The organism is Priestia sp. LL-8 (genome assembly GCF_036227845.1).
GTDB lineage: Bacteria > Bacillota > Bacilli > Bacillales > Bacillaceae_H > Priestia > Priestia zanthoxyli.
Window position 1 is genome coordinate 2,108,676 of record NZ_JAZAQH010000001.1, and the last position, 25,645, is coordinate 2,134,320.

Consider the following 25,645-nt stretch of genomic DNA (forward strand, 5'->3'; position numbering starts at 1 on the left):
AGTGTTAGCATGATCAACATTAACAACGTTTCGGTAAAACGAGCAGAAAAAGAAATTTTAAAAAGCGTGTCGTGGTCAGTGGAAAAAGGGGAACATTGGTGTTTACTTGGATTAAATGGTTCCGGAAAAACGACGCTTTTAAATATCATCAACGGATATATCTGGCCTACAAAAGGGGAAGTAGAAGTTCTTTCAAGGAAATTTGGAGAAACAAATCTGTCTGAGCTCAGAAAAGAAATTGGATGGGTAAGCTCTTCGCTTCAACAGCGGTTTCGAGATGACGATACGGTTGTAGAAATGATTTTAAGCGGAAAATTTGCATCTATTGGGTTATATGAACAAGTGGAGCAAAAAGATATGAACCAAGCCATAGAATTAATGAAGCTGTTAAATTGCGAAGATTTACAAAATCAGGCCTACGGAACACTTTCTCAAGGAGAGCGCCAGCGAGTACTAATTGCCCGAGCTCTTATGGCTTCACCAAAGCTTTTAATACTTGATGAGCCATGTACAGGTCTAGATATAATGGCTCGAGAACAGCTTCTTCAGCTGATTGCAAAAATGGCAGAGCAGCCAAAAGCTCCTACGCTTATTTATGTTACTCACCATGTAGAAGAAATTTTGCCTTGCTTTACCCATACGCTTTGTATGCGGCAAGGAGAAGTGTTTTCTTCTGGAAAAACGAAAGACCAGCTCACTGAGCCGCATCTTTCTAAATTTTTTAATCACTCCGTAGAGATTCAGCAGCAGAAGGAACGCACTTGGCTGTCATTAAAAGAACCGGTAAAAAGCTGAGCTAGCGTCGAGAAACCTTCTTACATACCATGGGAAAAAGAGCGCTGCTTGCAATGGAAACCAGCTCATTGTGGAGATAATGTTTACATGCTACATAAATAGTGGTGCTGCAAATAATATCAATTAGTAAAAAAGCAGCAATGTCATGTTTATCAATGGTTACAAATACAAAAGAAGAGGAATCATAAGTTGTCATCGTTGGCTCCTTTGGTTATATCGTTATGTTACTTTATTCACAAAAGGCTTGGGCTATACGAACTTTTAAAGAAGTACGATGATGACAGCTGATTCTCTCCTCTAAAGCTGATAATACTCTTGTTCGAGTATACTCATGATAATGTCTGTCTGAAATGCTTCTTCAATAAAAGCACCTTCACGCTCTATTCCTTCTTTTACAAAACCGCATTTTTCATAACAAGCAATGGCTCTATGGTTGTATTCGAGCACTCGTAAATCGACTCTGTGCAAGTGAAGGTGTTCAAATGCGTAGGCCAGTACCAATTTTGTAACTTCAGTGCCGAGCCCTTGATTCCAAACGGAAGAATCAAATAAGCCAATTGCGTACCGTGCGCGCCGGTCGTACTCGTTAACGGTCAGCCGAGCTTCTCCAACAAAACGCTGCTGATATTCAATACACCAATTCAGCTTTTGAGACTTTATGTACTCGACGTGTCGCTTGGCATCTTGTAATGTAAGAGGTTTTAAGTTTCGGGTATCGCCTCCGTACATGCGAATAAGTTCTTTTATTTGCTTGCATGCTAAATAGTCATGTACATCGCTGTCTTTTGGTTTTCTTAGTATCACGTTTTTTCCTTTTAAAAGTGGTGAAACATTATTCATTTGATGCATCCTTTCTTTCCTAACATTAAAAAGGTATTCCACTTGTCTCCTAAAAAAACCTGCTTTTATGTATAAAAAGAAACAGCTATAGGCGCTGTTTCTTTACGAAGAATGTTTTTTTGCGTAGTGGGCAAGTGCAAGAAGAGGGAAAATATCATTGTAGCTGTGGTACTGAATATAAAATTGTCCAGGAAGACCAATTCCCGTGGGATAATGAATTTGCTGCTCTGTAAGATTTGGATTCAGTAAAAATTTAATTCCTTTTTCAACGGCTCGATCTTTTAATGGACATATTGTCATTAAAGCATCGAGAGCCCAAGCCGTTTGAGAAGGAGTGCTAAACGATAGTGGCACATATTTTTTTAAAGAAGCGCTATAGCATGATTCTCCGAAGCCGCCGTCTTCTTGTTGAATGCTTTTGAGCCAATTGATGGCTTTGATGATACGCGGATCAGAAGCAGAAATGCCTACAGCACGGAGTCCTGTAATAGCGGCCCACGTTCCGTAAATGTAGCAAACACCCCACCGGCCGTACCAGCTCCCGTTATCCAATTGATGATCAAACAGCCATTTTACTGCAGCTTTAATCGAAGGATGGGATTTATTCATACCGGCAAAATTTCCGAGGCACTCAAGCACTCGACCGGTTAAATCGGCAGTAGCCGGATCCGTCGCTGCATCTTTTGCGTTTTCAAGCGGCAGATAAGTAAATAAGATAGAGTCGGTATTTTTTTCAAATGCAGCAAAACCCCCGTCTTTGTTTTGCATGGACAACAGCCAGTTAATGCCTCTTTGCCAAGACTCCAAATAATCTGTATCGGTTTGTGCTCTTCTAGAAAGAGCTCTGATAGCAGCAGACGTATCGTCTAAGTCAGGGTTATTCGTATTAATATCGGAAAACCCCCAGCCTCCAGGTGCTGTATTCGGGTTATGAAACTGCCAGTCTCCAAGCTTTGTATGCTGTCTTTTCTTTAAGTAACGGGTTGTGCCTTTAATCATGGGATCCTGTTGCGGTACACCGGCTTCTTGTAGAGCGTAAGATAGCAGGGCGGTATCCCAAACGGTTGACGTGGAGTTTTCCACGTGCAAGTGGCCGCTGCATGTACTAAGTAGTGAACAAATACCGTCAATTGCTTTCTGAACCACAAAGGAATCTTTTTTATAGCCAAGAGCCAAAAGACCGTAAATCATAAAAAAAGTAGAGGTGGCGTAGCTGTAGAGTGTTCCATCTTTTTCAATTCTTTCTAGCATGTAACGCTCGGCTGCTTGATAACCAAGCTTGTGGATGTAAGACGGTAAAGAAGCCAGTTGTTTTAAATGGTCGACTAAAAAAATAGAAGCGCGTGATTCTTGAGCAGTTTCATTCGATTTCTGTTTCTGTTCTCTTACATCTAAATGAGAAAGAGAAGGTGTATGCCTAGAAGTAAGTGAAAATTTTTTGTTTCCCGCTACCATCATCGGAACGAAGTGAATTCTGGCATAGGTGCTTAATTCATAAAAATTAAGCGGTACATAGGTAGGCACGAGCAAAAGAGAAAGCGGGAGGTAAAATAGCTTTGGCCACTCGTATAAGCCGTTCACACAAAGCATCCATCTTGTGAGAAAATGAGCGCGAGAAATGCCTCCTGAATCTATAATATATCTTTCTGCTTTTCGCAAAATCCGGTCATTTTTTTGGTAATAGCCTGAATATAAAAGAGCTGTATAAGCTTGAATAGTGGCGGATAAGTTATGTTCTTCATCATCAAACAACGTCCAAAGACCCTCTTCATTTTGAAGGGAAACGATCCGTTCGGTTAATTGTTTAATCAACACTTCTTTATCTAAATCAAAGGTGCGAAGAAGCATAATTAAAAACGCATCAGGCATAACGCCTGTTTCAAAACAGTAGCGAAATGACCCGTCATTTTTTTGTGTTGGGCGCAGATAGGCGATTCTTCGCTGAATCTCTAGCTGAACTTCCTTTAGCAATATGATCACCTCTTATAATAATGCTTTTCAATCTTTCGACCTGTTTCTTTATAACTGTATTCAAAGGAAGAGAGTTCTATGAGAGGAGAAAGTTGCAAAGAATAGAGCGCTTGCTGCACAATAAAGGTACTGGAAAATTGGAGTGATAGAAGTGAAAGAAATACAGGTAGAAGTCATTCAAGGACGAGGCTCTTACCGAGAGCTTGGTAAAATGCAAGGGAAGTTACATAAAGGAACAAAGCTGTTTGAAAATCATCAAAAAAGAAGAAAACGTTCATTACGAAGCTATCAAACGATAGCAAAAGAAGCTCGTCATTATTACGACTTATTTGCTCCTGGACTGTGGGATGAGCTGGTGGGCTTAGCAGAAGGTTTAGATTGGCCTCTTGAAGACGTTATACATGAGTACAGCGGGTATCAGCAAGAGTGGAAAAAAACGGGATGTTCGGCTCTTATGCAGCACGGCGTGTACGTGCGAAACTACGATTATCATCCTAAAACCTACGAAGGTCGATTTTTGCTTTTTCAGCCAAATGAAGGATATGCAAGCGTCGGGTTTGGAACGAGAATGATTGGGCGAATGGATGGAATGAACGAAAAAGGATTAGCAATTGGCTATCATTTTGTTAATCGCCGCCGTCAAACAAACGGATTTATTTGCTGTACGCTTGCTCGGTTTATTTTAGAAACATGTGAAACGACAGAAGAGGCTGTTGCTATTTTAGAAAGGGCACCACACCGTCATGCGTTTAATTATTCCATTTATGACCGCAGCGGACAGGGAGCAGTAGTCGAAGCATCTGGACGAGGCGTTCATGTACAAAGAGGAACGATGATGGGGTGCACGAACCATTTTAATCAGCTAGTCGAAGAAAATCGTCATCATTTGGTAGAGTCAAAGGAAAGGCTCGATCATATTCGAGATCATATTGAAAAAAAGCTATCGCCTCTTGAAGCTTTCTCTTTATTTAATGAAGATGAATACGGTATTTTTAAAGAAGATTACCGGAATTCTGCTGGAACGCTTCATACAGTGGCGTATGTACCGGAGACGCTGCAAGTCATTGTGGGGATTGGACGCAAAGCAAAACCTCTCATTTTTTCGTTTGAGGATTGGGTGAAAGGAGAACAATTAACTATAACGAAAATAAAAGGAACGGTAAATACGGACGAACCATTTCCGTTTCAGTAAGGAGCAGCATAATGAGAATTGTAACGAATCAAGAGATGTATCAAGTAGATGATTATATGATGAATACAATTGGGATGAGTGAAGAGTCCCTTATGGAAAATGCCGGGCAGGCTGCTGCAAACGTGCTGAGTGAGCGAATAGAAAAATATGAAAACATAGGGCTGCTTATAGGAACGGGAAACAACGGAGGAGACGGCTTTGTTATTGCCCGTGCGCTGAAGTCAAAAGGCTATGAAGTTGACGTCTGGGTAGTTCCTGCACGGGAAAAAATAAAAGGGGCAGCTAAAAAAGCCATGATCATCTATGAAAATGCCGGGTTCACGTGGCAATCGGCGGGAGATAACTTCTCTGTAAAAAAGTATACGGTGATTATTGACTGTCTACTAGGAATAGGAGTAAAAGGCAGCATCAAATCTCCTTATGATAACATTATAAAAAAAGTAAACGATTCTAATGCTTACATATACAGCATCGATGTCCCAAGTGGAGTAATGGAACAGAAGCAAGAGCTTACGGTACGTGCAGATGCTACGATTACGCTTCAGCAGCCGAAAGTCACGGCATTTACATACCCGAGCAAAGAAAGCTATGGTGAATTGATTGTAGTAGATATCGGTATCCCACCGCTAGCAATTGAAAAAAGTTCATCTTTTAAAGAAATATGGTCAACGCAGCATATTAAGAAATCTTTTCCTATTCGGAACGCTTCGTCCAATAAAGGTACACACGGAAAAGGAATCGTAATAGGAGGTTCACTCCAAACACCTGGAGCGCCGATGCTAACGTCAAAAGCAGCACTCACCAGCGGAGCAGGGCTTTTAACTCTTGGGCTTCCAAGTGATATTCATGCGATTGCAGCTGCTCACATGTTGGAAGTGATGTATAAACCATGTCCAAGCAAAGATGGCTTTTTTGCAGGCGAGATTCCTTTAGAAGAAGCGAAGTATGATGCGATTGCAGTCGGACCGGGGCTTGGGAGAACGAAAGAAACGAAGAAAGTAGTCGAACAAGTGCTTCAACAGCCGGTTTCCGTTGTGGTGGACGCCGATGGTCTTTTTCATCTTCCCCATTTAGAAAAAGAAGTAAAAGAAAGAGAACACGCAACGATTTTAACGCCTCATCCGGGGGAAATGGCAAGGCTCGTGGACACAACAATCGCCGAAGTAGAAGCAAATCGATTTTCAATATCTAGGCAATACGCAGTAGAAAATGGTGTGTACCTTGTATTAAAAGGTCCAAATACGATTGTTACAACACCTGACGGAAAACAATACGTAAATGTAACTGGAAACGCGGGACTTGCGAAAGGTGGAACGGGTGACACGTTAACAGGGATCATCCTCGCTTTTATCATGCAGCATGATTCTCTTCAAGAAGCAATCAGTAATGCGGTATATGTTCACGGAAAAGCGGCGGATGTGCTGCTGGACCAGGGGCATACAATGATAGATATGTTAGCAAGCGACGTTATTTCTGCACTTCCGGCAGTCTTCGAACAGCTGAGTGAGAAGTAATTTCTTCTAGATTATTAAAATTTGTTGACAAAATCCTTCAAAAAGTTGTCAAAACTCTGTGTAAATGATAACGTTATTTTACGTAAGATTTTACATAGAAAGAAAGTGATGTTGTGTACTACTCAATGAGACCAAGAGGCATTCATTTAGCCGTGCCTACACTTTTCTTCCTTATTACAGTCGTGTTATTTGCGATGATGCAGTTTGGTTTTTATTTGGATTCCAGCATTCTTCGTAAAATTTGGGTCATCATTATGGCTTTATTGCCCATTGCTGGACTAATCACGGCTATTAAAGGGAGAAGAGGAAGCGCAAAGCCGTGGTTAATTATAGGGAACGTGATTCTTATTTTAACCGTTACAATAATGAGCGTACAAGCTATTATTTATTAAACAAAAAAACGTGTTCGCCAAACAGGCGGACACGTTTTTATTAGGAAATAGAAACGATTTGCTTTGTTACATAGGCAGCTTCTCCTGCGATTACCACACCATACGTATTCTCTTTTTTTGTAATTTCTACATGAACGAAGCCATCTCTATCTATTTCCTGTCCTTGCTCAATCACAAATTGCCAGCGGTCGTTATCTTGCTGATCCACATATCTCGCATAATAGGCGCCCATCACGCCTGATGCTGTTCCAGTTACAGCATCTTCTACCGTACCCGAAAATGGTGAAGAGAAATGTCTTCCGTGCATATGAGCTTCTGAGTGAATTGTTTCAAAACAAAAGGGATGAATAGATGCTTTTGGCATATCAGTTAAAATATGAGGGAAATCTTCTTGATTAGCCTTCATCTTTTTACAGGCATCTAAATTTTTTAAAGGTACAATAAGCGTCCAGTTTCCTGTACTTCCATATACAATAGGAAGTCTTTGATCAAGGTCATCAATATGAAGATTAAGAGCTTTTGCCAGCTTTTCTTGTGAACCTGAAAACGGATGAAACTGTGGAGAAGCTTGAGTCATGGTGATAACAGGTTGTCCGTTTCTACTCTGTACAGTCATAGGCAAAATTCCAGCATTTGTTTCCACTGTAAATGTAGTCTTTTGAAGTTTGTTTTTACTATGTAAAGCATAAAGAGAAGCGACAGTCGCATGGCCGCACAAATCCGCTTCTTGTCCAGGCGTAAAGTATCGAATTCGTAAATCAGCGCGGGAAGACTTCATGATAAAAGCCGTTTCGTTAAACTGTGCTTGATAAGCAATCTTCTGCATTTCTTCAGTCGGAAAATCATCTCCGTTAAACACAATTCCCGCAGGATTTCCTTTATTAGGGCGCGTGCTAAACGCGTCGTATTGATAAACAATCGCTTCTTTCATAAAAATCCCCCCCATTTTTATATCATTATATGAAAGCTATAACCATCGTTATTTAGAATAAAAAAACAGCAGTTTTTACCTGCTGCTTTTCACTTTGCAGAACTATTCTTGCATCGCGGCATTTATTCCTTCTTTTCTAATTTCTAGCATATGAGTAGCTTTTTTATCAATACCTTTAGCTGTATCGGAAGAAATGACGCCCACGCTGCTTAAGTCATAGGCAAGACTTGTAACAAGCAGTTGCTCTCTTTGTGCTAGTGTGCCGTATGTAAGTGCAGCGGTTTTAGATTGAATGCCACTCATATTTAATTCATCAGTAGAAGAAGCTGTCTCTTTTTTTGAAGCTATTACTTCTTGATAAAGAAAATCATATCCTCCAAACCCTACTTGGCCAATTAGAAAGTTATAAATGTCATCGACCGATTTTTTCGAAGGCTGAGAAAAAGCTCTTTGAAATTTATTGCGCGGTAAAAAGTTTAGTGCCGCCTGTCTTCCGTCTTCATAAATTTTTTCTTGTATTTCTTTAGTTGCTTTTTCATCGTTTTTTTTCTGTGCTGCATCTAGCTGTTTGCGATATTTTTGAATAATGACTCCGTCCTGCTGATTGTTTCCCTCTTTGAAAGTAGCTGCGGCTTGTGGAACATCTGACGTTGCTAGCGTCTCAGTAGCGTTCTCTGAAGAAGAAAAGAACGTATTTTTGACAAAAATAAGTGCAAAGATCAGCAAAATAAACCATAAAAACCTAAATTTCTTAAACAAAATGTTCACCTCTGTATAATGTTTCTAAATTATGTAAAACAACATCGACCAGTATACAACAATTTTAGTGTTTTTTTACACATTTACCCAAAAATAAGAAAATAGTAAGAGGTGGTTTTATTAATCTAATAGATATATAGGTTCATTGTTATAGTTCTAAAGAAACCATTGATCTATTTGTACTGATTCACATAATCAAATATGTTTTTGCTAATAAGGCTTAAAGTGACAAGAATAAAAAGCGTTCGAACGTACGTCACGCCTTTTGATAGAGCGACATTTGATCCAACAAAAGAACCCACGATCATCGCAAACCCCATAATTAATCCGTAAGAAAATACAACAGAATCAAAATATAAAAATACAAGCAAAGCACCTAAATTACTGCCGAAATTTAAAAATTTTGCGCTGCCTGCTGACTGCAGGAAATCAAACCCCATAAATAAAAAAGCAAATAAAATAAATGAACCTGTGCCTGCTCCTAAAAATCCATCGTAAAAGCCAATAATAAAAATAAGTGCAGTAAAGAAAATAAGTTTCTTAATAGACAGCGGCTTATATGTGGACGTGGTGCCCCAGTTTTTTTTGAAGATTGTATAAATAGCAACTAAAACAAGGAGAATCAAAATAACAGGTTTCAAAAAAGCAGAGGATAGAAAATGAACGGTGATTGAACCTCCTAAAGAACCAATAAATACAAAAGGAAACCATTTACCTACGACGCGAAAATCGACTTTTCCGGATTTGACAAATCGAATGGTACTCGTTAATACGCCCATCGTTCCAGCTAATTTATTTGTAGCTAAGGCAGCAGCGGGAGGCAGGCCTAAAAATAAAAGGGCAGGCGTTGAAATTAAACCGCCTCCGCCAACTACAGAGTCAATGAATGCAGCTAAAAAACCAAATAGTAAAAGCAAAAGAACAATCTGTAAACTTAATTCTTCCATAAAGCACCTTCCTCATGTCATAATATATAGTGACTACTTAAATAGTAACTATATAAAAAGCAGTTGTAAATATGTAAATGATGAAAATTTCAAATAACTTAAAAAACATGGAGGCTTCCTTTATGGAAAATATTATTGAGCAGCTGCAGTGGCTTGGATTTAATCAGTATGAATCAAAGGTATACGTGACGCTTGTCAAAAAAGGATCTTCCACTGCTTATAGCATTAGTAAACATTCAGGTGTGCCAAGAGCGCGTGTATACGATATTTTACAAACACTAGAGGAAAAAGGCATGGTGTTAAAAGAAGAGAGTAATGATGGCACTCAGTACACGTCGCTGCCCGTCGATGCTTTTTTGCATTCACTGCAGAAAAAATGGAACGAAACGTATGAAGACGTTAGCGAAACGCTTAAACGTCTTGAAGCTGCAGAGTCTATAGAAGAAAGCCGGGTTATGACGATGAAAGGAGAAACTGCCATTCTTGCTTTTTGTGAGTCGATATTGTTAAAAGCAAAAAATAAAATTGTCATCTCGCTTTGGCCCGATATTTATAATGAGTTGAAGCCTCTTTTATTACAGCTAAGGGAGAGCGTAACACTAAAAGGAATTGTGTTTGAACAAGATGAAGCGATGGAGGAATTTGACCAGCACCGTCATACAAGCTATACCGAAAACATTGGGAATCAAAACTGGTTTATTATATCTGTTGACAGCAGTGAAATGATTTATGGTCATAAAGAAATGGCTTACTATACAAATAACGCAGTCAACATTAATTTACTTGAAAACTATATTTGGCATGATATTCTCGTTAACAGGCTTGTAGAAAAAAGTGATCAGGAAATGGACAGGTGGATTGAAAAGGAAAGAGAAAGCTTTTTTGCGTAGAAAAACCCGCTTTACGCGGGTTTTTGTATTAAAAAGTTTGTGCAAGTTTTTTTGCTTCTGCTATTCCTTTTTCTTTAATTTCTTGGGCTTTGTCTGGCATTGCGTTATGCCCTTCGACAAAAATGCCGTCTAATGAAGGGACTCCAAAGAAATTCATCATAATTCCAATATAACGATGTCCCATTTCCATCTCAGCTGCAGGACCTTCAGAATAAATGCCTCCGCGTGCTTGAATATGAAGCGCTTTTTTATCCGTTAATAGCCCAACAGGACCTTCTGCCGTGTATTTAAATGACTTACCCGCTACGGCTACAGAGTCTAAATAAGCTTTCATAACCGGTGGAAACGAAAAGTTCCACATTGGCGTTACAAAAACATATTTGTCCGCTCCTACAAACTGTTCGCTCAGTTCTGCAAGGCGATTGACCTTTTCTTGTTCGTGAGAAGAGAGTTCCGAGCCAGACTGCAGTTTGCCCCATCCGCTAAATACATCTGCATCAATATGAGGGATATTTTCTTTATAAAGGTCAATATGTACAACTTCGTCACTTGCATTGTGCTCTTTGTAAGCATCGATAAACGCTTTTCCAGTTGCCATACTGAATGATTGAGACTCATCGTGAGGATGAGCTGTAATATAAAGTACTTTTGCCATGTCTTATCATCTCTTTCTTATTTGGAATAATGTACTGTCTTATCGTTATCACTCGTATAAAAAACTATACGTTCTTTGTCAGGTAAGCTAAAAAAGAGCGCAAGAAAGGGATGTTCATATAGAAAATAATGGTATAATAAATGTTTGAATATTTACATAAAAAGTATGTGTAACAGAAAGTAGACAAGAGGTGTCGAGATGAAAGAAAAATGGATAATCGTCACGGGTGCAGGTTCTGGAATTGGCAAAGAAATTGTAAAAGAATGTGTGTCGAAGTGCTATTCAGTTATTGCTTGTGATATTAATGAAGGAGCTTTGAAACAGCTAGCTGAAGATACGAAAGGTCATATTGAAACGTATGTAATAGATGTTAAAGAAGGGAAGGACGTAAAAAACCTTTTTTATCAAATAAAAGATAAAAATTTATATGGATTAGTAAATAATGCAGGCGTGTATTTAGGAAAAAATTTATTGGATTATGAAGAAAGCGAAATAGATTTTGTGATGGACATTAATATTAAAGGATATATTTATTTTTCCAAATATTTTGGCGAATTATTAATGGAAAAGGAAACAGAAGGAGCGATTATTAATATATCGTCCGTATCGGGAATGGAAGGAAGCTCCGATGCTATATATGGAATGTCTAAAGCAGCGATATTAGGATTAACCAAGAGCTGTGCAATGAATTTTTCTCCTTATATCCGGGTGAATGCCGTAGCACCTACAATGGTAAATACCAATATGATGAAAAATATTCCAGAGTGGCGCAAAAATGAATACATCGCTCATCAGCTGGTTCCAAGCTTTGTTACGCCTCAAGACGTGGCAGATACGGTTCTTTTTTTGCTGAGTCCTCAAGCAAAACATTATACAGGAGCTACCTTTGATTTAAATAGCGGATGTTATTTGCGCTGAATACTCTTTCAAAAGAGATTAAGACATAACTGCCTCAATTCAATTTAAAGGCGAAAAAGTGGCATTAATAATCTAGTATGACGCTTGTTACACCGCAGTTGATTTCCGTGCAAGACTGCGCTTTCCGCGGGCGGCCGATGAGCCTCCTCGTCGCTTGCGCTCCTGCGGGGTCTCATCTGTTCCGCTTTTCCGGCAGGAGACTCCGTCTTGCCCTCCAATCACAGGCTAGAAGCTGCTACATACCTGAAACCTACGTTCACCATAACCATAAAAAATCCGAACGAACTTGATTCTCAATAAAGAATCTCAATTCATCGTTCGGATCTTTCTTCAACTAAAATACGTTTGTCACATCCTCCTTTTTATTTTCTTAAGAATTCTTAAGAAATTTACTTAACGTTTCTTTAGTTTTTTTTTCTATTCTAGAAAGAAAGAGTAGAAAGAAGGAATAGAAAATGAATTTAGCTTTTATGTATCAATATTTTCACCAGCCGCGAACGGTAGGAGCACTTTTGCCAAGCTCTACGCACTTAGCGAAAAAAATGGTAAAAGGGATTGATTTTGAACATGCAGCCTGTATAGTAGAGTACGGGCCAGGAACCGGAGTTTTCACCCGTGAATTAATAAGAAGACGAAGCGCTCAGACAACTTTGCTTCTTATCGAATACAATCGGCATTTTTACGAAAAAGTAAAGGAACAAGTAAGAGATGAAAAAAATGTGTATGTGATACACGGATCCGCTGAACACGTTCAAAAGTACTTGATACAGTATGATATTCCAAAAGTGGATTACGTACTATCAGGTCTTCCTTTTGCTTCTTTAACGTCTGAAGTGTCGGACTGTATCTTGCAAAACACGCGCAGCGTATTAGCCGATGAAGGGAAATTTATTACGTTTCAGTATACGAATTTAAAAAAACAGCTGATCCGCTCGTTTTTCCCGCACATTAAAGTTGAAAAAGAGTGGAGAAACGTTCCTCCCGCATACATTTTTACATGCGAAAAGAATGAGATATAAGGAGTTTGTAAATGAAAGACAGAATTTTAATTATAGATGACGATGAGCAAATTCGTAATTTAATTGCTATTTACTTAGAAAATGAAGGATTTGAAGCGCTGAAAGTTTCTAATGCTGTATCTGGCTTAGCGCTTTTAGAGGAACAAGAAGTAGATTTAATTATATTAGATATTATGATGCCGCAGATGAATGGAATCGACGCTGCTTTTAAAATACGTGAAGAAAAAAATATGCCCATTATTATGCTTTCGGCTAAGTCAGAAGATATGGACAAAATTTCTGGTCTAACAGCAGGAGCAGATGATTACTTAACAAAACCATTTAACCCACTCGAACTCATCGCACGAGTGAAATCACAAATTAGACGCTATAAAAAATACAATGAACGCGCTGAGCGTGACGTTATTCAAATTGGCGATTTGGAAATTAACCGCAGTACTCGCCTTGTCTTTGTGCGCGGTCAAGAGATTCGTTTAACACCAAAAGAGTTTGATATTTTAGAGCTGCTTGCACGCCATAAGGGAACGGTAATGAGTATGGGGAAAATATATGAAGCCGTGTGGCAAGAAGACGCGTTTAAATCCGATAATACTGTAATGGTCCATATCACGAAAATCCGTGAAAAAATTGAGGATGATCCGAAAAAGCCTATTTATATTAAAACCATATGGGGCGTAGGATACAGGATATGAGAAAATTAAGTGTAAAGCTTCTTTTCGCTGTGATTATAAGCTTTTTGGTCACCAATTTAACTTTTATTTTAATTGCTAGGCTTGTTTTAAGCAGGTATATACAAGAAGAGAAAATGAATGTTTCTGCATATAACCTATTGGCGTTTGGGCTTATTTCTATGGCGGTTGTGGTCTTTATTTTTGTTTTTTTAGTACTTATTCGTTCCCATATTCGTTACCTGAAAGAAATTTCCGAACAGGTTCAAAAAATATCAAATGGAGATTTAGGTGCAACCATCCATGTGCGAGGAAAAGATGAACTGGCTGAGCTAAGTCAAAATATTAACAAAATGTCTGCACAGCTTCGTACAAAGTTTGATCGGGAACGAGAAATCGAACAAGCAAAAAATGAGCTAATATCCAGCGTGTCTCACGATTTGCGTACGCCCTTAACGTCCATTGTGGGATACCTCGATTTAATCAAAAAAAGAGAAAATATGGACGATGAAACATTAGATAGCTATTTATATATTGTTGATTCAAAAGCAAATTATTTAACGGATTTAATAGACGAGTTGTTTGACTATACAAAATTAACGAGTCCGGATTTTCAGCTTCAGCGAAATGAGGTTGATATGAAACGTTTGCTTCAGCAGGTAATAGGAGAGTACGAGCCGATGTTAAAAAGAGAAGGCATTGACGTTCAGACTAACTTTGCTTGTGAATGGCATGCATTTATTGATGTAGAAAAAATGGTAAGAGTCTTTCAAAACTTGCTCGAAAATGCCAAGAAGTACAGCAAAAAGCCTTCCGTATTAGAGGTGAATCAGGAAATTGATGAGGATTCGTTGGTAATTTCCTTTAGGAACAGCATTAACATCAGTGAAAAAATTGAGGTAGAAAAGTTATTTGATCGATTTTATCGAGGTGATGAATCAAGAACGGACGCGAATGGTTCAGGTTTAGGACTGGCTATTGCAAAACAAATCATTCAGCTGCATCAAGGGGAGATACGAGCAGAGCGTCAGCATAATAAGCTCACTTTTTTGATAAAGCTGCCGCTAACACAAGAAAGCCTTAAGAATCACTTGTAGAGATTCTTAAGGCTTTTTGCTACTATTTTGATGCCGTATTCAAATTCTGCAAGCGTTGCATAAGAAAAGGATATTCTGATATGCTGTGACGTTTCATGGTCATACAATGCGCCTGGATTTAAAAGAACTCCTTCGTGGAGACAGTGCTTAAATAATTTCCGCATCGAAATAGGCTTATGCAGCGTAAGCCAAAAATAAAAACCTCCGATCGGAGTATTCCACGTAGCAAGACTTTTTAAATGCTTCTCTAAAATAGCCTGTGTTTGCTGAGATTTTTCTTTTAATTTATAGCGTACGCTGGCAACGTGCTTGTCATAAATTCCGGTTTTTAGAGCTTCAGCAGCTGCCCATTGAGATAAGGAACTGGCTCCGTAGTCAACTTGCATTTTAAGGTCGGCCAATCGCTCAATTACATGTTCAGGCCCTACAATCCATCCAATTCGAAATCCTGGACTGAATGTTTTAGAGAGCGTTCCTAAATAAAGAACCATTCCGTTTTTATCTCGAGCTTTTAATGAAAGCGGAGGGGGTGAATGAAACCAAAGCTCTCCGTAAGCATCATCTTCAATAATAGGCAAATGCATCATTTCACACCGATGAAGTAGCTCTTGACGCCTTTGTTCGCTCATCGTCACATTGGTCGGGTTATGAAAGTTGGGTATCGTATATAAGACTGCGCCTTTTTCTTTTTCATGCTGGTCTTTTAATGAAGATAATTGAATTCCTTCTTTATCTAATGAAACGCCCGTTATTTTCATTTGTGCGGACTGAAACAAGGGCAGAGAATAAAGATAAGATGGCTTTTCAGCTAAAATATTGGCACCTGGAGGCAGCAGGCCGATTGAAATTAATTGAAGCGCTTGAAGTGAACCAGATACAATTAAAATAGATGAAGGAGACGTTTCAATGCCTCGTTTTTTTACATGCTTCGCTAATTCTTGTCGCAGTTCACCGTTACCTTTTGGGTGCTCGTACCCCAAGTGTACGCTTCTATGTTTCATTCCGCTAAACAGCTCGGAAAGCTGATCAGAAAAGAGCAGGTCAGGTGCTAACTCTCCAGTTCCTAAACGAATAATGCCCCTTTGAAATTCAGCTTCATTAATACGGCGGATAGTTGGAGAATTTGGTTGGTATATTCCTGCTTCTACATACGAATTCCAGTTCATCTGAGAGGCTGATGCTAGTAAGCTCCACGTATTGTTAATGACCTTAGTGCCACCGCCTTTGTTTCCACTGAGAAGTCCTTCCGCAATTAAGTTTTCGGTTGCCGTCACCACCGTGCTTCTATTTACAGAAAAGGCAGCAGCCAAATGGCGCTGCGAAGGAATTTTAGTTCCAATAGGCCATTCTCCATTTGTGATTTTTTCTGTCATATACTCTTGAATTTGTTTGTGCATTGGCTTTTTATCAGCCGGATTTGGAGTCCAATTCATGTGAGACCACCTTTTTGTAATTTGGTTGGTATTATAAATCAAAACTTGGATGGAGACAACAGGGGATGTCAATTGTAAGATGAAAGAGAAAGGAGAGAGCAACATGTTTACAGTGGTTATACACGCTTTGTTGTTAGCATTCGGTTTGATTTTACCTTTAGGAGTACAAAATGTGTTTGTTTTTAACCAAGGAGCAAATCAACGAACGATCAAACAGGCGCTTCCCGTAGTGGTGACGGCTTCTGTTTGTGATACGATTTTAATTCTAGTCGCAGTGGTGGGAGTTTCAGCAGTAGTTGCTGCTTTTTCGTTTTTTCAAACGCTTATTTTTGGAATAGGTCTTCTTTTTTTAGCGTATATGGGCTTTGTGACCTGGAAGAGCGAACCTTCAAAAACGTCATTAAAAGAAGGGATGACGCTAAAAGCACAAATTTTATTTGCTGCTTCTGTATCTCTGCTAAATCCCCACGCGCTGATGGATATTATGGGCGTAATCGGAACAAATTCTCTACTATACAGCGGAAAAGAAAAATGGGTTTTTACGCTGGTGACGATATCCGTTTCGTGGATATGGTTTTTATCCTTAGCTTTTGCAGGAAAAGCAGTAGGAAAAATGGATTCAAATGGGAAAATAATGATTTGGGTCAATAAGGCTTCTGCATGTATGATTTGGGGAGTAGCTCTTTACATGGCAAAAAGTATGTTTTTTCAGTAAAATAGATGCTAAAAGGAAAGTTATGTAATACTTTTTTTCTAGAAAGCGAGGGGTAAAGATGATTCAAGGAATTAATCATATGTGCTTTTCTGTGTCAAATTTAGAACGGTCCATTACATTTTATCAAAAAGTGCTAGGAGCGGAACTTTTAGTAAAAGGAAAGTCCACCGCTTACTTTAGTCTAAATGGATTGTGGCTGGCGTTAAACGAAGAAAAAAATATTCCTAGATCAGAAATTCAGTATTCGTATACTCATTTAGCATTTTCTATTTCCATTAAAAGCTTTGACGAGGCAAAAGAGCTGTTAAAACAGCATAATGTAAATATCTTACCTGGAAGAAATCGTGACGAGAGAGACAAAAAATCTATTTATTTTACGGATCCAGATGGGCATAAATTTGAACTTCATACCGGTACGCTCCAAGACCGTTTAGCGTATTACCAAGAAGAAAAGCCTCATATGACATTTTATTCGCCAAAAGAGTAGTACTAAAATAGTTATATAAGGTTACAGTTTTATTACATTCGCATTCCTCGCTCAGTTATCATTAAATAAACGATGCTGTTGTGATATAATGGAAAAAAAGTGAGGAGGAGGAAGAATGTATACCGCAAAACAGGTGAAGTTTGGTTCGCATATTGTGATAGGCGTACTTTTCGGCATCCTAGCTGCAATGTTAATCGGCACTTTTTATCAAAATGTATCAGGTGTATTACCGTACGGTATGATTAGCGGACTTGCAGTAGGATTCTTAGCAGATACATATTATACAATTAAAACAAAAATAAAGGTTATCTAATATAGTGTAGTACTATTCTCAGGAGAAATAAAAGATTCCTCTTGAAAATAGTACTATTTTTATGAAGAAAATGGTTAATTTCCACTTTAGAAAAACAAGTCAGTTTACTACAAAAATTGCAAATTTATTATTTTGAATCAGAACTAGTAGGATGAAACATAAAAAATTATAATCAGATTTGTTGAAAATTAACTTAAAAATTATTAATGTAATTTTCTGAAACTTTTCTTCGTACTAAAACGTATAGTAAGTATAGGGAATGTTAATTTAAATTCCTTTTTGCGGAAAAACGTTTAATATGAAGTCGAATTATCTGTTAGTTCTGTTTTGTTTAAAAGAATGTGGAGGGGATAGTTATTAAAAAAATTGCGATTTTACTTGTTGGAGGGCTTTTATCCTGCGGAGGATATATGCTGTATTACGCAACGCTAGGTGAACTAAAGAAGAAAAAGGGGGTATTAAGATGACAATGTGGTTGTGGGCAGGCGGATGTATAGTGTTTTTGTTAGCAATGGGTTACATTGCAGATCGTGTAGCAATAAGGAGAAACATTGAATTTAGTCCAGAGGATGGAATTAAAAATGCTACAGATGCAGAACAAATATATGTGGAGAACTATTTGAATGAAACAAAAAATACGAATAATAATATACCGCTTTAATAGATATAAATAAAAGGCTTATCCGCTGCTAATTGCATTAGGGATAAGCCTTTTTGTTTTATACTTAGTTCCAAACTTCGTCTAAAGTATCTCTAAACAATTGATCTAATTCATATGTAGGGTCATCTAATTCTACAGATAAAGTTCGGACGTATTTGTCTAAACGGTGAATTTCTAAGTTTAAAAATTCATTAATAACATTAATGCGTGGTTCTAAATCTAACTCATCACCACTAATTTTCCGCTTTAACAGCTTGCTAACTTCTTTTTTTAATTCTCCTTCTGGTAACAGTTTCTCTAAGAGAATAGGGAATTCTAGCGGAGGAAATTCGTTATATTGTTCAATCCACTTAGCAGCTAACACAGGTCTTAAAACGTAAAAATATTTTTTGATTTTTACTTCATCACCTTGCAAATACTCTCTAAAGTTATTTCTAGCCATATTTAAATAGTGGTATATACAAGAAGTAGGAGTAAAGATGTTAGAATGTAGTTCTTTCATTTTATCAAATGTTGAATACGCCTTGTAATATACAATGTTTGATTGCATCCATTCTAGTAAAGGTGGGTTTGATTTTCTAAAAAGTTTTAATGTCTTGGTTAAGTCCCAGCCGCTAACATCTAACAGGTCATTAATAGGTAGCTCTATTACATCTCGCTTTTTACCTACACCGATTGGATCAATGCTTAAATACTTATTTTTCTTATGAATATAAATAAATCTAACATCATAATCACTATCTTTAGATGGAAAGTCCCATGCTCTACTTCCAGATTCACAAGCGTATAATATCTTCACGTCGTAATCTTCTTCAATTTTCTTTAAAGCTGCAACAATTGTTTCTTTCATAAGCCAACCTCTTTTTCTTTTAATGCTTTCTATATACAAATTATATTTCATAATGGATGGAAAATGGTAAATAACTAAAAGAAGCTTCCTTTAGGCCTCTAAAAAGCTAAGGAAATATTGAAAGTGAAAATTATATCACTCAAAAAGCACGACATCCAATTGGTTTCTGCGGTAACAGGTTAGAAGCGTATACAGTTCTGCACGGTGATGATATAAATGAGACTGAATTTCAAGCAGCCATTCAAAGTGCGTATACGTACATCCCCAATAGGATGTCTGCAGTGAAAATAGCTTTTGTTCGTCAAAAGAAGAGTAGTCTGCTTTTAGCTGGTTAAAACCATCTATTAAAGCTGTTTTGAGTTCAAGGTTTGTATAAGCTGGATGCTGCAGATAAAAGTCATTCATTTTATCTGCAGAGTAGCCTAAGGAAATATAATAGTCTGCACTACAAATGAGACATAAATGCTGCAGCAGTTCTTGAATAGACCGCTTGTGAGGGAGGGGACGATAGGCAAGCTCTTCTTCTGTAACCTCATCAATGATTGCGGTTAGAGAATGGATGTTGACGTGTATCTGATTAAACACCATCTCACAGTACGAATTCATGTATTCACATCCTTTTTATTCAACTAAATACCGCATTTTTTGATCCAGCCAGTACTCTGATTTTTCATTGTTATCGAGCTTGATATAGCAATCGACAATTTCATCATAAATGAATTCCTTTTCTTCTACTAAATCAATAAATTTAATAAGTAAAAATACGGCTTTTGAAACTTTTCCATTTTCACAAAGCCATTCTTTCATCCATATTAATAGATCAAGAAGAATAATCTCTATTTTCACTCGGATATCAAGGAACCAATCGTCATAAATCGTTGTTAAATAATGAGGAACTAATTGATGCAGTCGCTGTTCAGCTTCCTTGAATTTCAGCGTCGGGTCAGACTGTTCGGTTATCCACTGAAGGTCAGTTAGTAAATCTAATCCATCGCTTGACACATCTGCATTTAAAGAAATGAGCTGCCTGTTAACAAGTAAAACCGGCTCTGAATTTTCTGCGTTCAATAATTTTTTTAAATGAGACAAGTAGACGCGTAAATTCTTTTTGGCGTTGCTTAAAGGCATTTCGGGCCACAGCGCTTCGCATAGCTGTTCTCTGCTGATAGAATGGTGAAAAATAAGATATAGTAAAATTTCTTGAGCAAAGCGCTTATTCCAGCCTTCTGTAATAAGCTGACCATTTACATAGACGGAAAAAGAGTACAAGAAATCTACTTTAAGAGAGGGTGTGTGGGCATGGAAGTCTTTTTGTATGTCTATAGCCGTATCACTTTCCCAGTTTTTTAGTATTTTCATAGAATCATTCTTTAAAGAAGGGAGCTGGTATGTATTACTTTTAATAAAATCTACGACAATTTCTCTGAATAAAGCTGTTTTTTCTTTTACTAGAAACAAAGAATGTGCGTTAGGTATGGTCATATGACTGTAGTTTTTTAAAAACATCGTTTTTGAAATCAGATACTGAGATGAAAACAACAAATCATTTTGGCCAGATAAAGTGAGTACAGGAATTGAAATGCTGCTCAGCTCTTGAAATAGATTGGCTGTAATAGAAAGTTTAACGAAGTGGAAATATACATTAGGATCCATTTTTTTAAGTCTTTCAATCAGCTGTTGTATATTTGCATGTTCAATACTTTCTAGTCTGCCTAATTCGAAAATTTTTTCTACGGGTATTTGATTTTTGCTTTCTTCGTTGTAACATCTCTTAATCTTTTGAATGGTGCTATCTGAATAAAAAGGAAGAGACAATAGTATCAGTCCTTCAACAAGAAATTCATAGCGTGCAGCAAATTTAACAGCGATTTGTCCTCCAAATCCCACTCCAACTAAGTAGCACTTCTTTATATTTAACGTATGTAATAAGAGGAAAAGATCTTCAATATGAGCCTCAAACGATAACTCCCCTGTAGCAGAGGTGCTCTGTCCTGTCTCTCTCAAATCGTATTGAATAACACGGTAATGTTGGGTTAATTCCGCAGTAATAGAATCAAAAAGCGTATGATCAGTGACACAAGAATGAACCATAACAACGGTTTCTGTCTTGTCAGTGAACACGGGCGAATGAATTTCATAGTAAATTTTTTCTGTCGCCGTATGCAGAAAAGGCATAAAAGCAATCCTCCTAGTATCTAACTGTAGCGTTTGTGTAACGGTAAAATCATTATGATAGGAATAGACAAAAATTTCAAAAAAATTGGTGCTTTTTAGCAAATGTAAAATGTCTAATGTTCTAGTAATATCCATTATACTGTAAAACCATAGTGAAAAATAAGGGAGAATGTCCAAAAACAGCAAAAAGAAAACGTTCTCAATTCCCGAAAAAGAAGAAAGGAAGCGAATTATGAATTTTAAAGACGAAAATGCGTTAGACTTAGAATGGGTTATGCTCATAATGGAAGCAAAAGAAACAGGTATAAGCATCGAGGAAGTTAGACAATTTTTACAAAATATTAGTTCAAATTCTTAGCCGATACACCAGCAAGGAAATAAAGAATTCCTTACGCATAGCTAACCTTTATAGCGAGTCTCAAGCTACGTCCACTAGATGTATAATCATCCCTTTACAGTAAGAACGTTTATTTATAATGCACGGTAAAGTGAAATTATGGTATTATTATCGATAAGTAAGCATTAGTAAGGGTGATTATAATGACAATTGGCCAACGTATTCGAGATCTCAGAATGAAACAGGGAATATCGCTAACAGAACTTGCAAACCGAGCGGGTGTTGCTAAATCGTACATATCTTCAGTAGAAAGAGGAATTCAGCTCAACCCATCTATTCAATTTCTAAATAAAATTTCTACCTCATTGAACGTTAGTATTGATAGATTGATTCATGAGCCTATGGATAAATCTGAATCGTTGGATATTGATGATGAGTGGCTTGAGTTAGCAAAAGAAGCAGCGGAGTCAGGAATAAGCAAAGAGCAGTTCAAACAATTTCTTGAATTTCAAAAATGGCAGCGGGCAAAGCAAGATTAACTTCGCGGAATGTACATAAAAGAGAACTTACATAGAACAACTGCTAAAAAATCATGATTGCAAAAAAGAGATCCCATTTATCTATGGAATCTCTTTTTTTAGGCTTAAGAAGAAATAAAATGGGACGAGAATTCTTTTTCACGTTGAAACTGAATACGTTCAAGAGTTATTAATTTTGGCTTTCTTTTCAGCTCAAACCGTCTCAATGTTTCTGAAATCTCTTTGTTTTGATAAAAAACTTGATGCAGTAAGTCAGATAGTAAGTCAGCATCTTTTAATGACTCGTTTAATCCAAAAGCGCCAGTAGGAGTCATCGTATGAGCAGCATCCCCTAATAATAACAGGTGATGCTTTGACCATACTTCGCTTATGCTGCTTTGCACAGAAAGAAGCGTAAAGTCTGACCACGACTTAATAAACCTTTCTAATGAAAGGTTTAAGGTAGGGAAAGCATCTATTAAACGCTGAATAAACGGCCTAAACGATTGTTTTCGAAGAGCAGGATAGCTGCCTTTTTCAATATTCCATCCGATTTGAACAAAGCCTTTTGCTTGAGAAAAAAGCGCCACCTGCTGCTGATTCACAAGTGCAAATTTAATAGAAGGCTCCCAATTGGCAGGTGCAGGAATTTTCGCCCAAAGCAAATCGTATCCAGGATTATGAATATTGTTTTTTATGTGCGCAAGTTTGCGAACAGTTGAATATCGACCATCTGCTCCAATAATGATTTTACTTTCAACTATTATTTCACCCCGGCCTTTTTGCTCAGCTTTTATTCCAGTATACTGTCCTTTTTCATTCTGCATGAGTTCCGTTACTTTTGTGCCCAGCATAAGTTTGTAGGAGGGATAGAGGCTTGCTTGCCTATTTATAGACTGAAGAAGATGCTGCTGTGGAACATGAATTCCTGCATGTCCAAGTTCAGATTCTATCGTTTTGAATACATGTCCATCCTTCCAGTATTCGACCCTAGACATTCGAAGGAGGCCTAAGCTTTCAATTTCTTCAAATATATGATGTTTCTTAAGAATCATTTCTCCATCTTCATTTAAATGTTCGCCTCGAAATTCTTTTCCAAGTTTATCAGATCTCTCTATCAGTATAGTTGATATATTTTGTTTAGCCAGTAGATAGGCCAGTAGAGCACCGCCTGGTCCGGCTCCTATTATACACACATCTGTTTGATAGTTCATTTTCTTCACCTTATTTGTTATATGCAATTAAGTTACTTTTAGTAAGTATATTAACTTTTATAAATGTTAATGTCAACTTTTTTATAGCTTTTCTTCTATGGAATTCGCTCTTTGGTCAAAACACAAATAAGCTTTTACATAATCAAAGTCAAAGATTAAGTTTTATGGTAAACTAAAATACACAAATTATTTTGAATAATTTGTATAAAAAGGTGAAATTTCAAAATTGTTGAGAAAAAGCACGGTTGGAAAGCTGCAGGATTTTTAGCAAGAAGAGTAGAGAACGTCTCTGAAAATTCTAGCAAACTCCAATTTCGACTGGAGGATGATTATGACAAAAGTAGAACATTATATTCAAACATTGGGTAACAGTGCAGATTTGCTAACGAAAAAGCAGACAAGCATTTACTTCGAAAAACTTTCAAACACCTTTCCTTTTTTAACAATCATGCAAATTAATTGGAGAAAAGTATTAATTAAAAAGTCGGCCCGGCATATTGAAGAAATCAAAAAATGGCTTCAAGAGATGAATATAAAAGAACATCAGGTTGTTTTATTTTGGAAACGAGCAACTAAAGCCGTAAGCGTCGATTTAGCTCAGGCTTTAACGTTTTTTCAACAAACAGCTGATCTTACAGAAGAAGCGTTTATTTACTGTCCGTCTGTTGACTATGTCATTGAATATTTTAAAGACGGTAAAATGATGATTGGTTTAGCAGCACGCTAATTAAAAGGGAAAAAAAGCTGAGGGAAGAGGCGAATGGGAACTTCTTCACTCGGCTTTTTATGCATATAAACTCTAAAAAATACGAAACATAACGTTATTTACAACATAAATTACCTTCTCTTTATAATTAGTGGGAAAAGTATTGACATTTTCCATAAAACAAATATAATTAACATTAATCATATTGTTAATTGTAAAAAGAGTGATCAGGAGAAATGCTGAATGTCGAACAAAAAAGCAGTGACGAATCAAACGAAAAAAGAATACCCTAAACCCTATGGCTATACGTCAGATATTGCTGTATTTACGATTGTGACGGAAGAAAAAGAACCATACAAACCACCTAAAATGAATTTGAAATTAATGCTTATTCAGCGAGCAATACTAAACGCAGAGGGAGAAAAGAACAGCGAAGCAGGAAAGTGGGCGCTTCCCGGCGGATTTGTCCATCCTGATGAATCAGCTTTTGAAGCGGCTAAAAGAGAGCTGGAAGAAGAAACGGGCGTGAACGATATTCATTTAAAACACTATGGTGTCTATGATGAGCCCGGCAGAGATGATAGGGGATGGGTCATCACAAACGCACATTATGCAATTGTTCCAGAAGATAGTCTAATAAAACGAAAAGCGAATGATGATGCTGCTCGAGTTGAATTATTTAAAATAGATGAAATCTTTTCATTGCCTTTAGCTTTTGATCATGAAATCATCATTCGAGATGCAATCAAGGAAATTCAGAAAGATTTATTGCAAACGACCATTGCTCAGAAGTTTCTGCCTTCTCAGTTTACATACTCTGAACTGCAGGCTGTTCTACTTACCGTAACGGATGATGCGGCAATTAAAAGTGATCAGGCGTTTGCACGAAAAATAAGAATGCTGCCATTTATTGAAGAAGTAGACGGAAAAACAACGACGAGAACGTCTAAAAAGCCAACAAAGCTCTACCGGTTTGTCGAGATGAATGTGATGAAGCCAATCTATACAGCACGCTATTAAAAGAAAAAACTTTCAATTCAAATAATTAACAATATGTTAACTGTTAATTTTTACTTATGAGGGGGAAACATAATGAAAAAAGCACTGATTAACATCGATTATACAAATGATTTTGTAGCTGAAAACGGAGCTTTGACATGCGGAGAACCAGGGCGACACATTGAAACATCCATAAACGATATTACGCGTCAATTTATTGAGCAAGACGAGTATGTCGTGTTTGCCATTGATTTTCATAAAGAAAATGATTCCCTGCATCCAGAATCAGCGCTGTTTCCGCCTCATAATATTGAAGGTTCTGCAGGAAGAAAGCTATACGGAAAGTTAAATGATTTATATAACGTGTATCAATCAAAGGCAAATGTAGAATGGATGAATAAAACGAGATACAGCGCATTTGCTGGAACGGAGCTGGAGATTAAACTGCGAGAAAGACAAATTACCGATGTCTACTTAGCAGGTGTATGTACGGATATCTGTGTACTTCATACAGCAGTAGATGCCTATAATAAAGGATTTGCTATTTATATTCATGAAAAAGCTGTAGCGAGCTTTAATCAAAAAGGCCATGAGTGGGCGCTTGAACACTTTAAATCTTGCCTAGGAGCAAAAATTATTTAAGGACATA

Annotated in this window: 31 protein-coding genes; 18 read left to right on the forward strand and 13 right to left on the reverse strand. The window is 37.5% G+C overall.

Annotated features, from left to right (window positions below; translation table 11 throughout):
• Window positions 1-9 precede the first annotated feature (9 nt).
• Window positions 10-795, forward strand: a complete 786-nt coding sequence (locus tag U9R83_RS10685; protein WP_014460275.1) for an ABC transporter ATP-binding protein — start codon at window positions 10-12, stop codon at window positions 793-795.
• Window position 796: 1 nt separating this feature from the next.
• On the opposite strand, the gene U9R83_RS10690 is transcribed toward U9R83_RS10685, so the two are convergent.
• From U9R83_RS10690 to U9R83_RS10700, 3 genes are all read right to left on the reverse strand, one after another.
• A complete protein-coding gene (locus tag U9R83_RS10690; protein WP_014460274.1) occupies window positions 797-991 on the reverse strand; it encodes a hypothetical protein in 195 nt (64 codons plus the stop codon).
• 101 nt (window positions 992-1,092) lie between these two features.
• Window positions 1,093-1,635 carry a GNAT family N-acetyltransferase gene (locus U9R83_RS10695; protein WP_042992524.1) on the reverse strand — a complete coding sequence of 181 codons (543 nt, stop codon included), beginning with the start codon at window positions 1,633-1,635 and terminating at the stop codon, window positions 1,093-1,095.
• Window positions 1,636-1,737: 102 nt separating this feature from the next.
• A complete protein-coding gene (locus U9R83_RS10700; RefSeq protein ID WP_108674656.1) occupies window positions 1,738-3,615 on the reverse strand; it encodes a terpene cyclase/mutase family protein in 1,878 nt (625 codons plus the stop codon).
• A gap of 142 nt (window positions 3,616-3,757) precedes the next feature.
• Here U9R83_RS10700 and U9R83_RS10705 point away from each other — a divergent pair, with 142 nt between their 5' ends.
• The 3 genes from U9R83_RS10705 (at window position 3,758) to U9R83_RS10715 (ending at window position 6,704) form a co-directional block, all read left to right on the forward strand.
• Entirely contained in the window at window positions 3,758-4,798 is a 1,041-nt protein-coding gene (locus tag U9R83_RS10705; protein WP_014460271.1) for a C45 family autoproteolytic acyltransferase/hydolase, read from the forward strand.
• 11 nt (window positions 4,799-4,809) lie between these two features.
• A complete protein-coding gene (locus U9R83_RS10710) occupies window positions 4,810-6,312 on the forward strand; it encodes an NAD(P)H-hydrate dehydratase (protein ID WP_108674658.1) in 1,503 nt (500 codons plus the stop codon).
• Between the two features lie 113 nt (window positions 6,313-6,425).
• Entirely contained in the window at window positions 6,426-6,704 is a 279-nt protein-coding gene (locus U9R83_RS10715) for a hypothetical protein (protein ID WP_223260155.1), read from the forward strand.
• A 40-nt stretch (window positions 6,705-6,744) separates the two neighbouring features.
• Here U9R83_RS10715 and U9R83_RS10720 read toward each other — a convergent pair whose 3' ends face one another.
• From U9R83_RS10720 to U9R83_RS10730, 3 genes are all read right to left on the reverse strand, one after another.
• Window positions 6,745-7,635 carry a PhzF family phenazine biosynthesis isomerase gene (locus tag U9R83_RS10720; RefSeq protein ID WP_226556243.1) on the reverse strand — a complete coding sequence of 297 codons (891 nt, stop codon included), beginning with the start codon at window positions 7,633-7,635 and terminating at the stop codon, window positions 6,745-6,747.
• A gap of 102 nt (window positions 7,636-7,737) precedes the next feature.
• Entirely contained in the window at window positions 7,738-8,403 is a 666-nt protein-coding gene (locus U9R83_RS10725; RefSeq protein ID WP_226556244.1) for a hypothetical protein, read from the reverse strand.
• Window positions 8,404-8,567: 164 nt separating this feature from the next.
• Window positions 8,568-9,341: a sulfite exporter TauE/SafE family protein gene (locus tag U9R83_RS10730; protein ID WP_013056888.1), complete on the reverse strand. Its 774-nt coding sequence runs from the start codon at window positions 9,339-9,341 to the stop codon at window positions 8,568-8,570.
• Between the two features lie 122 nt (window positions 9,342-9,463).
• Here U9R83_RS10730 and U9R83_RS10735 point away from each other — a divergent pair, with 122 nt between their 5' ends.
• The gene (locus tag U9R83_RS10735; RefSeq protein ID WP_014460266.1) at window positions 9,464-10,231 is read left to right on the forward strand and encodes a TrmB family transcriptional regulator; all 768 of its coding nucleotides are present in this window, start codon (window positions 9,464-9,466) and stop codon (window positions 10,229-10,231) included.
• A 28-nt stretch (window positions 10,232-10,259) separates the two neighbouring features.
• Here U9R83_RS10735 and U9R83_RS10740 read toward each other — a convergent pair whose 3' ends face one another.
• Complete coding sequence (locus U9R83_RS10740) at window positions 10,260-10,886, reverse strand: FMN-dependent NADH-azoreductase (protein ID WP_014460265.1); 627 nt, start codon at window positions 10,884-10,886, stop codon at window positions 10,260-10,262.
• Between the two features lie 198 nt (window positions 10,887-11,084).
• On the opposite strand from U9R83_RS10740, the gene U9R83_RS10745 reads away from it, so the two are divergent.
• Entirely contained in the window at window positions 11,085-11,804 is a 720-nt protein-coding gene (locus tag U9R83_RS10745; RefSeq protein WP_328575228.1) for an SDR family NAD(P)-dependent oxidoreductase, read from the forward strand.
• Window positions 11,805-11,891: 87 nt separating this feature from the next.
• On the opposite strand, the gene U9R83_RS10750 is transcribed toward U9R83_RS10745, so the two are convergent.
• A complete protein-coding gene (locus U9R83_RS10750) occupies window positions 11,892-12,026 on the reverse strand; it encodes a hypothetical protein (protein WP_328575462.1) in 135 nt (44 codons plus the stop codon).
• Between the two features lie 233 nt (window positions 12,027-12,259).
• Between U9R83_RS10750 and U9R83_RS10755 the strand changes: the two genes are divergently transcribed.
• Genes U9R83_RS10755 through U9R83_RS10765 form a run of 3 tightly spaced genes read left to right on the forward strand, consistent with a single transcriptional unit; the run spans window position 12,260 to window position 14,588 of the window.
• Complete coding sequence (locus U9R83_RS10755) at window positions 12,260-12,823, forward strand: class I SAM-dependent methyltransferase (protein ID WP_108674664.1); 564 nt, start codon at window positions 12,260-12,262, stop codon at window positions 12,821-12,823.
• 11 nt (window positions 12,824-12,834) lie between these two features.
• The gene (locus tag U9R83_RS10760) at window positions 12,835-13,515 is read left to right on the forward strand and encodes a response regulator transcription factor (RefSeq protein ID WP_014460260.1); all 681 of its coding nucleotides are present in this window, start codon (window positions 12,835-12,837) and stop codon (window positions 13,513-13,515) included.
• Window positions 13,512-14,588, forward strand: coding sequence for a HAMP domain-containing sensor histidine kinase (locus U9R83_RS10765; protein WP_014460259.1), 1,077 nt, complete (start codon window positions 13,512-13,514; stop codon window positions 14,586-14,588). The genes U9R83_RS10760 and U9R83_RS10765 overlap by 4 nt, the downstream gene beginning before the upstream one ends.
• Here the strand turns inward: U9R83_RS10765 and U9R83_RS10770 are convergent.
• Entirely contained in the window at window positions 14,579-16,021 is a 1,443-nt protein-coding gene (locus U9R83_RS10770) for an aminotransferase-like domain-containing protein (protein ID WP_182420639.1), read from the reverse strand. The two genes, U9R83_RS10765 and U9R83_RS10770, sit on opposite strands and share 10 nt — an antisense overlap.
• Before the next feature lie 103 nt (window positions 16,022-16,124).
• Here U9R83_RS10770 and U9R83_RS10775 point away from each other — a divergent pair, with 103 nt between their 5' ends.
• From U9R83_RS10775 to U9R83_RS10790, 4 genes are all read left to right on the forward strand, one after another.
• Window positions 16,125-16,736, forward strand: a complete 612-nt coding sequence (locus U9R83_RS10775) for a LysE/ArgO family amino acid transporter (protein WP_182420638.1) — start codon at window positions 16,125-16,127, stop codon at window positions 16,734-16,736.
• A 58-nt stretch (window positions 16,737-16,794) separates the two neighbouring features.
• On the forward strand, window positions 16,795-17,223 hold the full coding sequence (fosB, locus tag U9R83_RS10780; RefSeq protein ID WP_328575229.1) for a metallothiol transferase FosB: 429 nt from the start codon (window positions 16,795-16,797) through the stop codon (window positions 17,221-17,223).
• Between the two features lie 115 nt (window positions 17,224-17,338).
• A complete protein-coding gene (locus tag U9R83_RS10785) occupies window positions 17,339-17,536 on the forward strand; it encodes a hypothetical protein (protein ID WP_014460254.1) in 198 nt (65 codons plus the stop codon).
• Between the two features lie 463 nt (window positions 17,537-17,999).
• Window positions 18,000-18,197, forward strand: coding sequence for a hypothetical protein (locus U9R83_RS10790; protein WP_014460252.1), 198 nt, complete (start codon window positions 18,000-18,002; stop codon window positions 18,195-18,197).
• 64 nt (window positions 18,198-18,261) lie between these two features.
• Here U9R83_RS10790 and U9R83_RS10795 read toward each other — a convergent pair whose 3' ends face one another.
• The 3 genes from U9R83_RS10795 to U9R83_RS10805 all read right to left on the reverse strand — a co-directional run bounded on the left by U9R83_RS10795 (window position 18,262) and on the right by U9R83_RS10805 (window position 21,222).
• A complete protein-coding gene (locus U9R83_RS10795) occupies window positions 18,262-19,047 on the reverse strand; it encodes a nucleotidyltransferase domain-containing protein (RefSeq protein ID WP_014460251.1) in 786 nt (261 codons plus the stop codon).
• Between the two features lie 135 nt (window positions 19,048-19,182).
• Window positions 19,183-19,653: a DinB family protein gene (locus U9R83_RS10800; RefSeq protein WP_014460250.1), complete on the reverse strand. Its 471-nt coding sequence runs from the start codon at window positions 19,651-19,653 to the stop codon at window positions 19,183-19,185.
• A gap of 15 nt (window positions 19,654-19,668) precedes the next feature.
• Window positions 19,669-21,222 carry an alpha/beta fold hydrolase gene (locus U9R83_RS10805; protein ID WP_328575230.1) on the reverse strand — a complete coding sequence of 518 codons (1,554 nt, stop codon included), beginning with the start codon at window positions 21,220-21,222 and terminating at the stop codon, window positions 19,669-19,671.
• A 169-nt stretch (window positions 21,223-21,391) separates the two neighbouring features.
• Here U9R83_RS10805 and U9R83_RS10810 point away from each other — a divergent pair, with 169 nt between their 5' ends.
• Entirely contained in the window at window positions 21,392-21,580 is a 189-nt protein-coding gene (locus U9R83_RS10810) for an anti-repressor SinI family protein (protein ID WP_014460248.1), read from the forward strand.
• 182 nt (window positions 21,581-21,762) lie between these two features.
• Window positions 21,763-22,098: a helix-turn-helix domain-containing protein gene (locus U9R83_RS10815; protein WP_116072478.1), complete on the forward strand. Its 336-nt coding sequence runs from the start codon at window positions 21,763-21,765 to the stop codon at window positions 22,096-22,098.
• A 104-nt stretch (window positions 22,099-22,202) separates the two neighbouring features.
• On the opposite strand, the gene U9R83_RS10820 is transcribed toward U9R83_RS10815, so the two are convergent.
• On the reverse strand, window positions 22,203-23,291 hold the full coding sequence (locus tag U9R83_RS10820) for an FAD-dependent monooxygenase (protein WP_328575231.1): 1,089 nt from the start codon (window positions 23,289-23,291) through the stop codon (window positions 22,203-22,205).
• A gap of 331 nt (window positions 23,292-23,622) precedes the next feature.
• On the opposite strand from U9R83_RS10820, the gene U9R83_RS10825 reads away from it, so the two are divergent.
• The 3 genes from U9R83_RS10825 to U9R83_RS10835 all read left to right on the forward strand — a co-directional run bounded on the left by U9R83_RS10825 (window position 23,623) and on the right by U9R83_RS10835 (window position 25,638).
• Window positions 23,623-24,018, forward strand: a complete 396-nt coding sequence (locus tag U9R83_RS10825) for a CDI toxin immunity protein (protein WP_014460246.1) — start codon at window positions 23,623-23,625, stop codon at window positions 24,016-24,018.
• Between the two features lie 222 nt (window positions 24,019-24,240).
• Window positions 24,241-25,017: an NUDIX domain-containing protein gene (locus U9R83_RS10830; protein ID WP_182420634.1), complete on the forward strand. Its 777-nt coding sequence runs from the start codon at window positions 24,241-24,243 to the stop codon at window positions 25,015-25,017.
• Between the two features lie 72 nt (window positions 25,018-25,089).
• A complete protein-coding gene (locus U9R83_RS10835; protein WP_140450803.1) occupies window positions 25,090-25,638 on the forward strand; it encodes a cysteine hydrolase family protein in 549 nt (182 codons plus the stop codon).
• Window positions 25,639-25,645 lie beyond the last annotated feature (7 nt).

Excerpts from the sequence above, each read along its gene's own strand:
- U9R83_RS10760 (WP_014460260.1), top strand. The coding sequence starts at position 12,835 with ATGAAAGACAGAATTTTAATTATAGATGACGATGAGCAAATTCGTAAT.
- U9R83_RS10695 (WP_042992524.1), bottom strand. The coding sequence starts at position 1,635 with ATGAATAATGTTTCACCACTTTTAAAAGGAAAAAACGTGATACTAAGA.
- fosB (WP_328575229.1), top strand. The coding sequence starts at position 16,795 with ATGATTCAAGGAATTAATCATATGTGCTTTTCTGTGTCAAATTTAGAA.
- U9R83_RS10765 (WP_014460259.1), top strand. The coding sequence starts at position 13,512 with ATGAGAAAATTAAGTGTAAAGCTTCTTTTCGCTGTGATTATAAGCTTT.
- U9R83_RS10710 (WP_108674658.1), top strand. The coding sequence starts at position 4,810 with ATGAGAATTGTAACGAATCAAGAGATGTATCAAGTAGATGATTATATG.
- U9R83_RS10815 (WP_116072478.1), top strand. The coding sequence starts at position 21,763 with ATGACAATTGGCCAACGTATTCGAGATCTCAGAATGAAACAGGGAATA.
- U9R83_RS10830 (WP_182420634.1), top strand. The coding sequence starts at position 24,241 with ATGTCGAACAAAAAAGCAGTGACGAATCAAACGAAAAAAGAATACCCT.
- U9R83_RS10720 (WP_226556243.1), bottom strand. The coding sequence starts at position 7,635 with ATGAAAGAAGCGATTGTTTATCAATACGACGCGTTTAGCACGCGCCCT.
- U9R83_RS10835 (WP_140450803.1), top strand. The coding sequence starts at position 25,090 with ATGAAAAAAGCACTGATTAACATCGATTATACAAATGATTTTGTAGCT.
- U9R83_RS10685 (WP_014460275.1), top strand. The coding sequence starts at position 10 with ATGATCAACATTAACAACGTTTCGGTAAAACGAGCAGAAAAAGAAATT.
- U9R83_RS10745 (WP_328575228.1), top strand. The coding sequence starts at position 11,085 with ATGAAAGAAAAATGGATAATCGTCACGGGTGCAGGTTCTGGAATTGGC.
- U9R83_RS10735 (WP_014460266.1), top strand. The coding sequence starts at position 9,464 with ATGGAAAATATTATTGAGCAGCTGCAGTGGCTTGGATTTAATCAGTAT.
- U9R83_RS10810 (WP_014460248.1), top strand. The coding sequence starts at position 21,392 with ATGTCCAAAAACAGCAAAAAGAAAACGTTCTCAATTCCCGAAAAAGAA.
- U9R83_RS10770 (WP_182420639.1), bottom strand. The coding sequence starts at position 16,021 with ATGAATTGGACTCCAAATCCGGCTGATAAAAAGCCAATGCACAAACAA.
- U9R83_RS10820 (WP_328575231.1), bottom strand. The coding sequence starts at position 23,291 with ATGAACTATCAAACAGATGTGTGTATAATAGGAGCCGGACCAGGCGGT.
- U9R83_RS10790 (WP_014460252.1), top strand. The coding sequence starts at position 18,000 with ATGACAATGTGGTTGTGGGCAGGCGGATGTATAGTGTTTTTGTTAGCA.
- U9R83_RS10730 (WP_013056888.1), bottom strand. The coding sequence starts at position 9,341 with ATGGAAGAATTAAGTTTACAGATTGTTCTTTTGCTTTTACTATTTGGT.
- U9R83_RS10740 (WP_014460265.1), bottom strand. The coding sequence starts at position 10,886 with ATGGCAAAAGTACTTTATATTACAGCTCATCCTCACGATGAGTCTCAA.
- U9R83_RS10690 (WP_014460274.1), bottom strand. The coding sequence starts at position 991 with ATGACAACTTATGATTCCTCTTCTTTTGTATTTGTAACCATTGATAAA.
- U9R83_RS10785 (WP_014460254.1), top strand. The coding sequence starts at position 17,339 with ATGTATACCGCAAAACAGGTGAAGTTTGGTTCGCATATTGTGATAGGC.
- U9R83_RS10825 (WP_014460246.1), top strand. The coding sequence starts at position 23,623 with ATGACAAAAGTAGAACATTATATTCAAACATTGGGTAACAGTGCAGAT.
- U9R83_RS10775 (WP_182420638.1), top strand. The coding sequence starts at position 16,125 with ATGTTTACAGTGGTTATACACGCTTTGTTGTTAGCATTCGGTTTGATT.
- U9R83_RS10795 (WP_014460251.1), bottom strand. The coding sequence starts at position 19,047 with ATGAAAGAAACAATTGTTGCAGCTTTAAAGAAAATTGAAGAAGATTAC.
- U9R83_RS10805 (WP_328575230.1), bottom strand. The coding sequence starts at position 21,222 with ATGCCTTTTCTGCATACGGCGACAGAAAAAATTTACTATGAAATTCAT.
- U9R83_RS10800 (WP_014460250.1), bottom strand. The coding sequence starts at position 19,653 with ATGAATTCGTACTGTGAGATGGTGTTTAATCAGATACACGTCAACATC.
- U9R83_RS10755 (WP_108674664.1), top strand. The coding sequence starts at position 12,260 with ATGAATTTAGCTTTTATGTATCAATATTTTCACCAGCCGCGAACGGTA.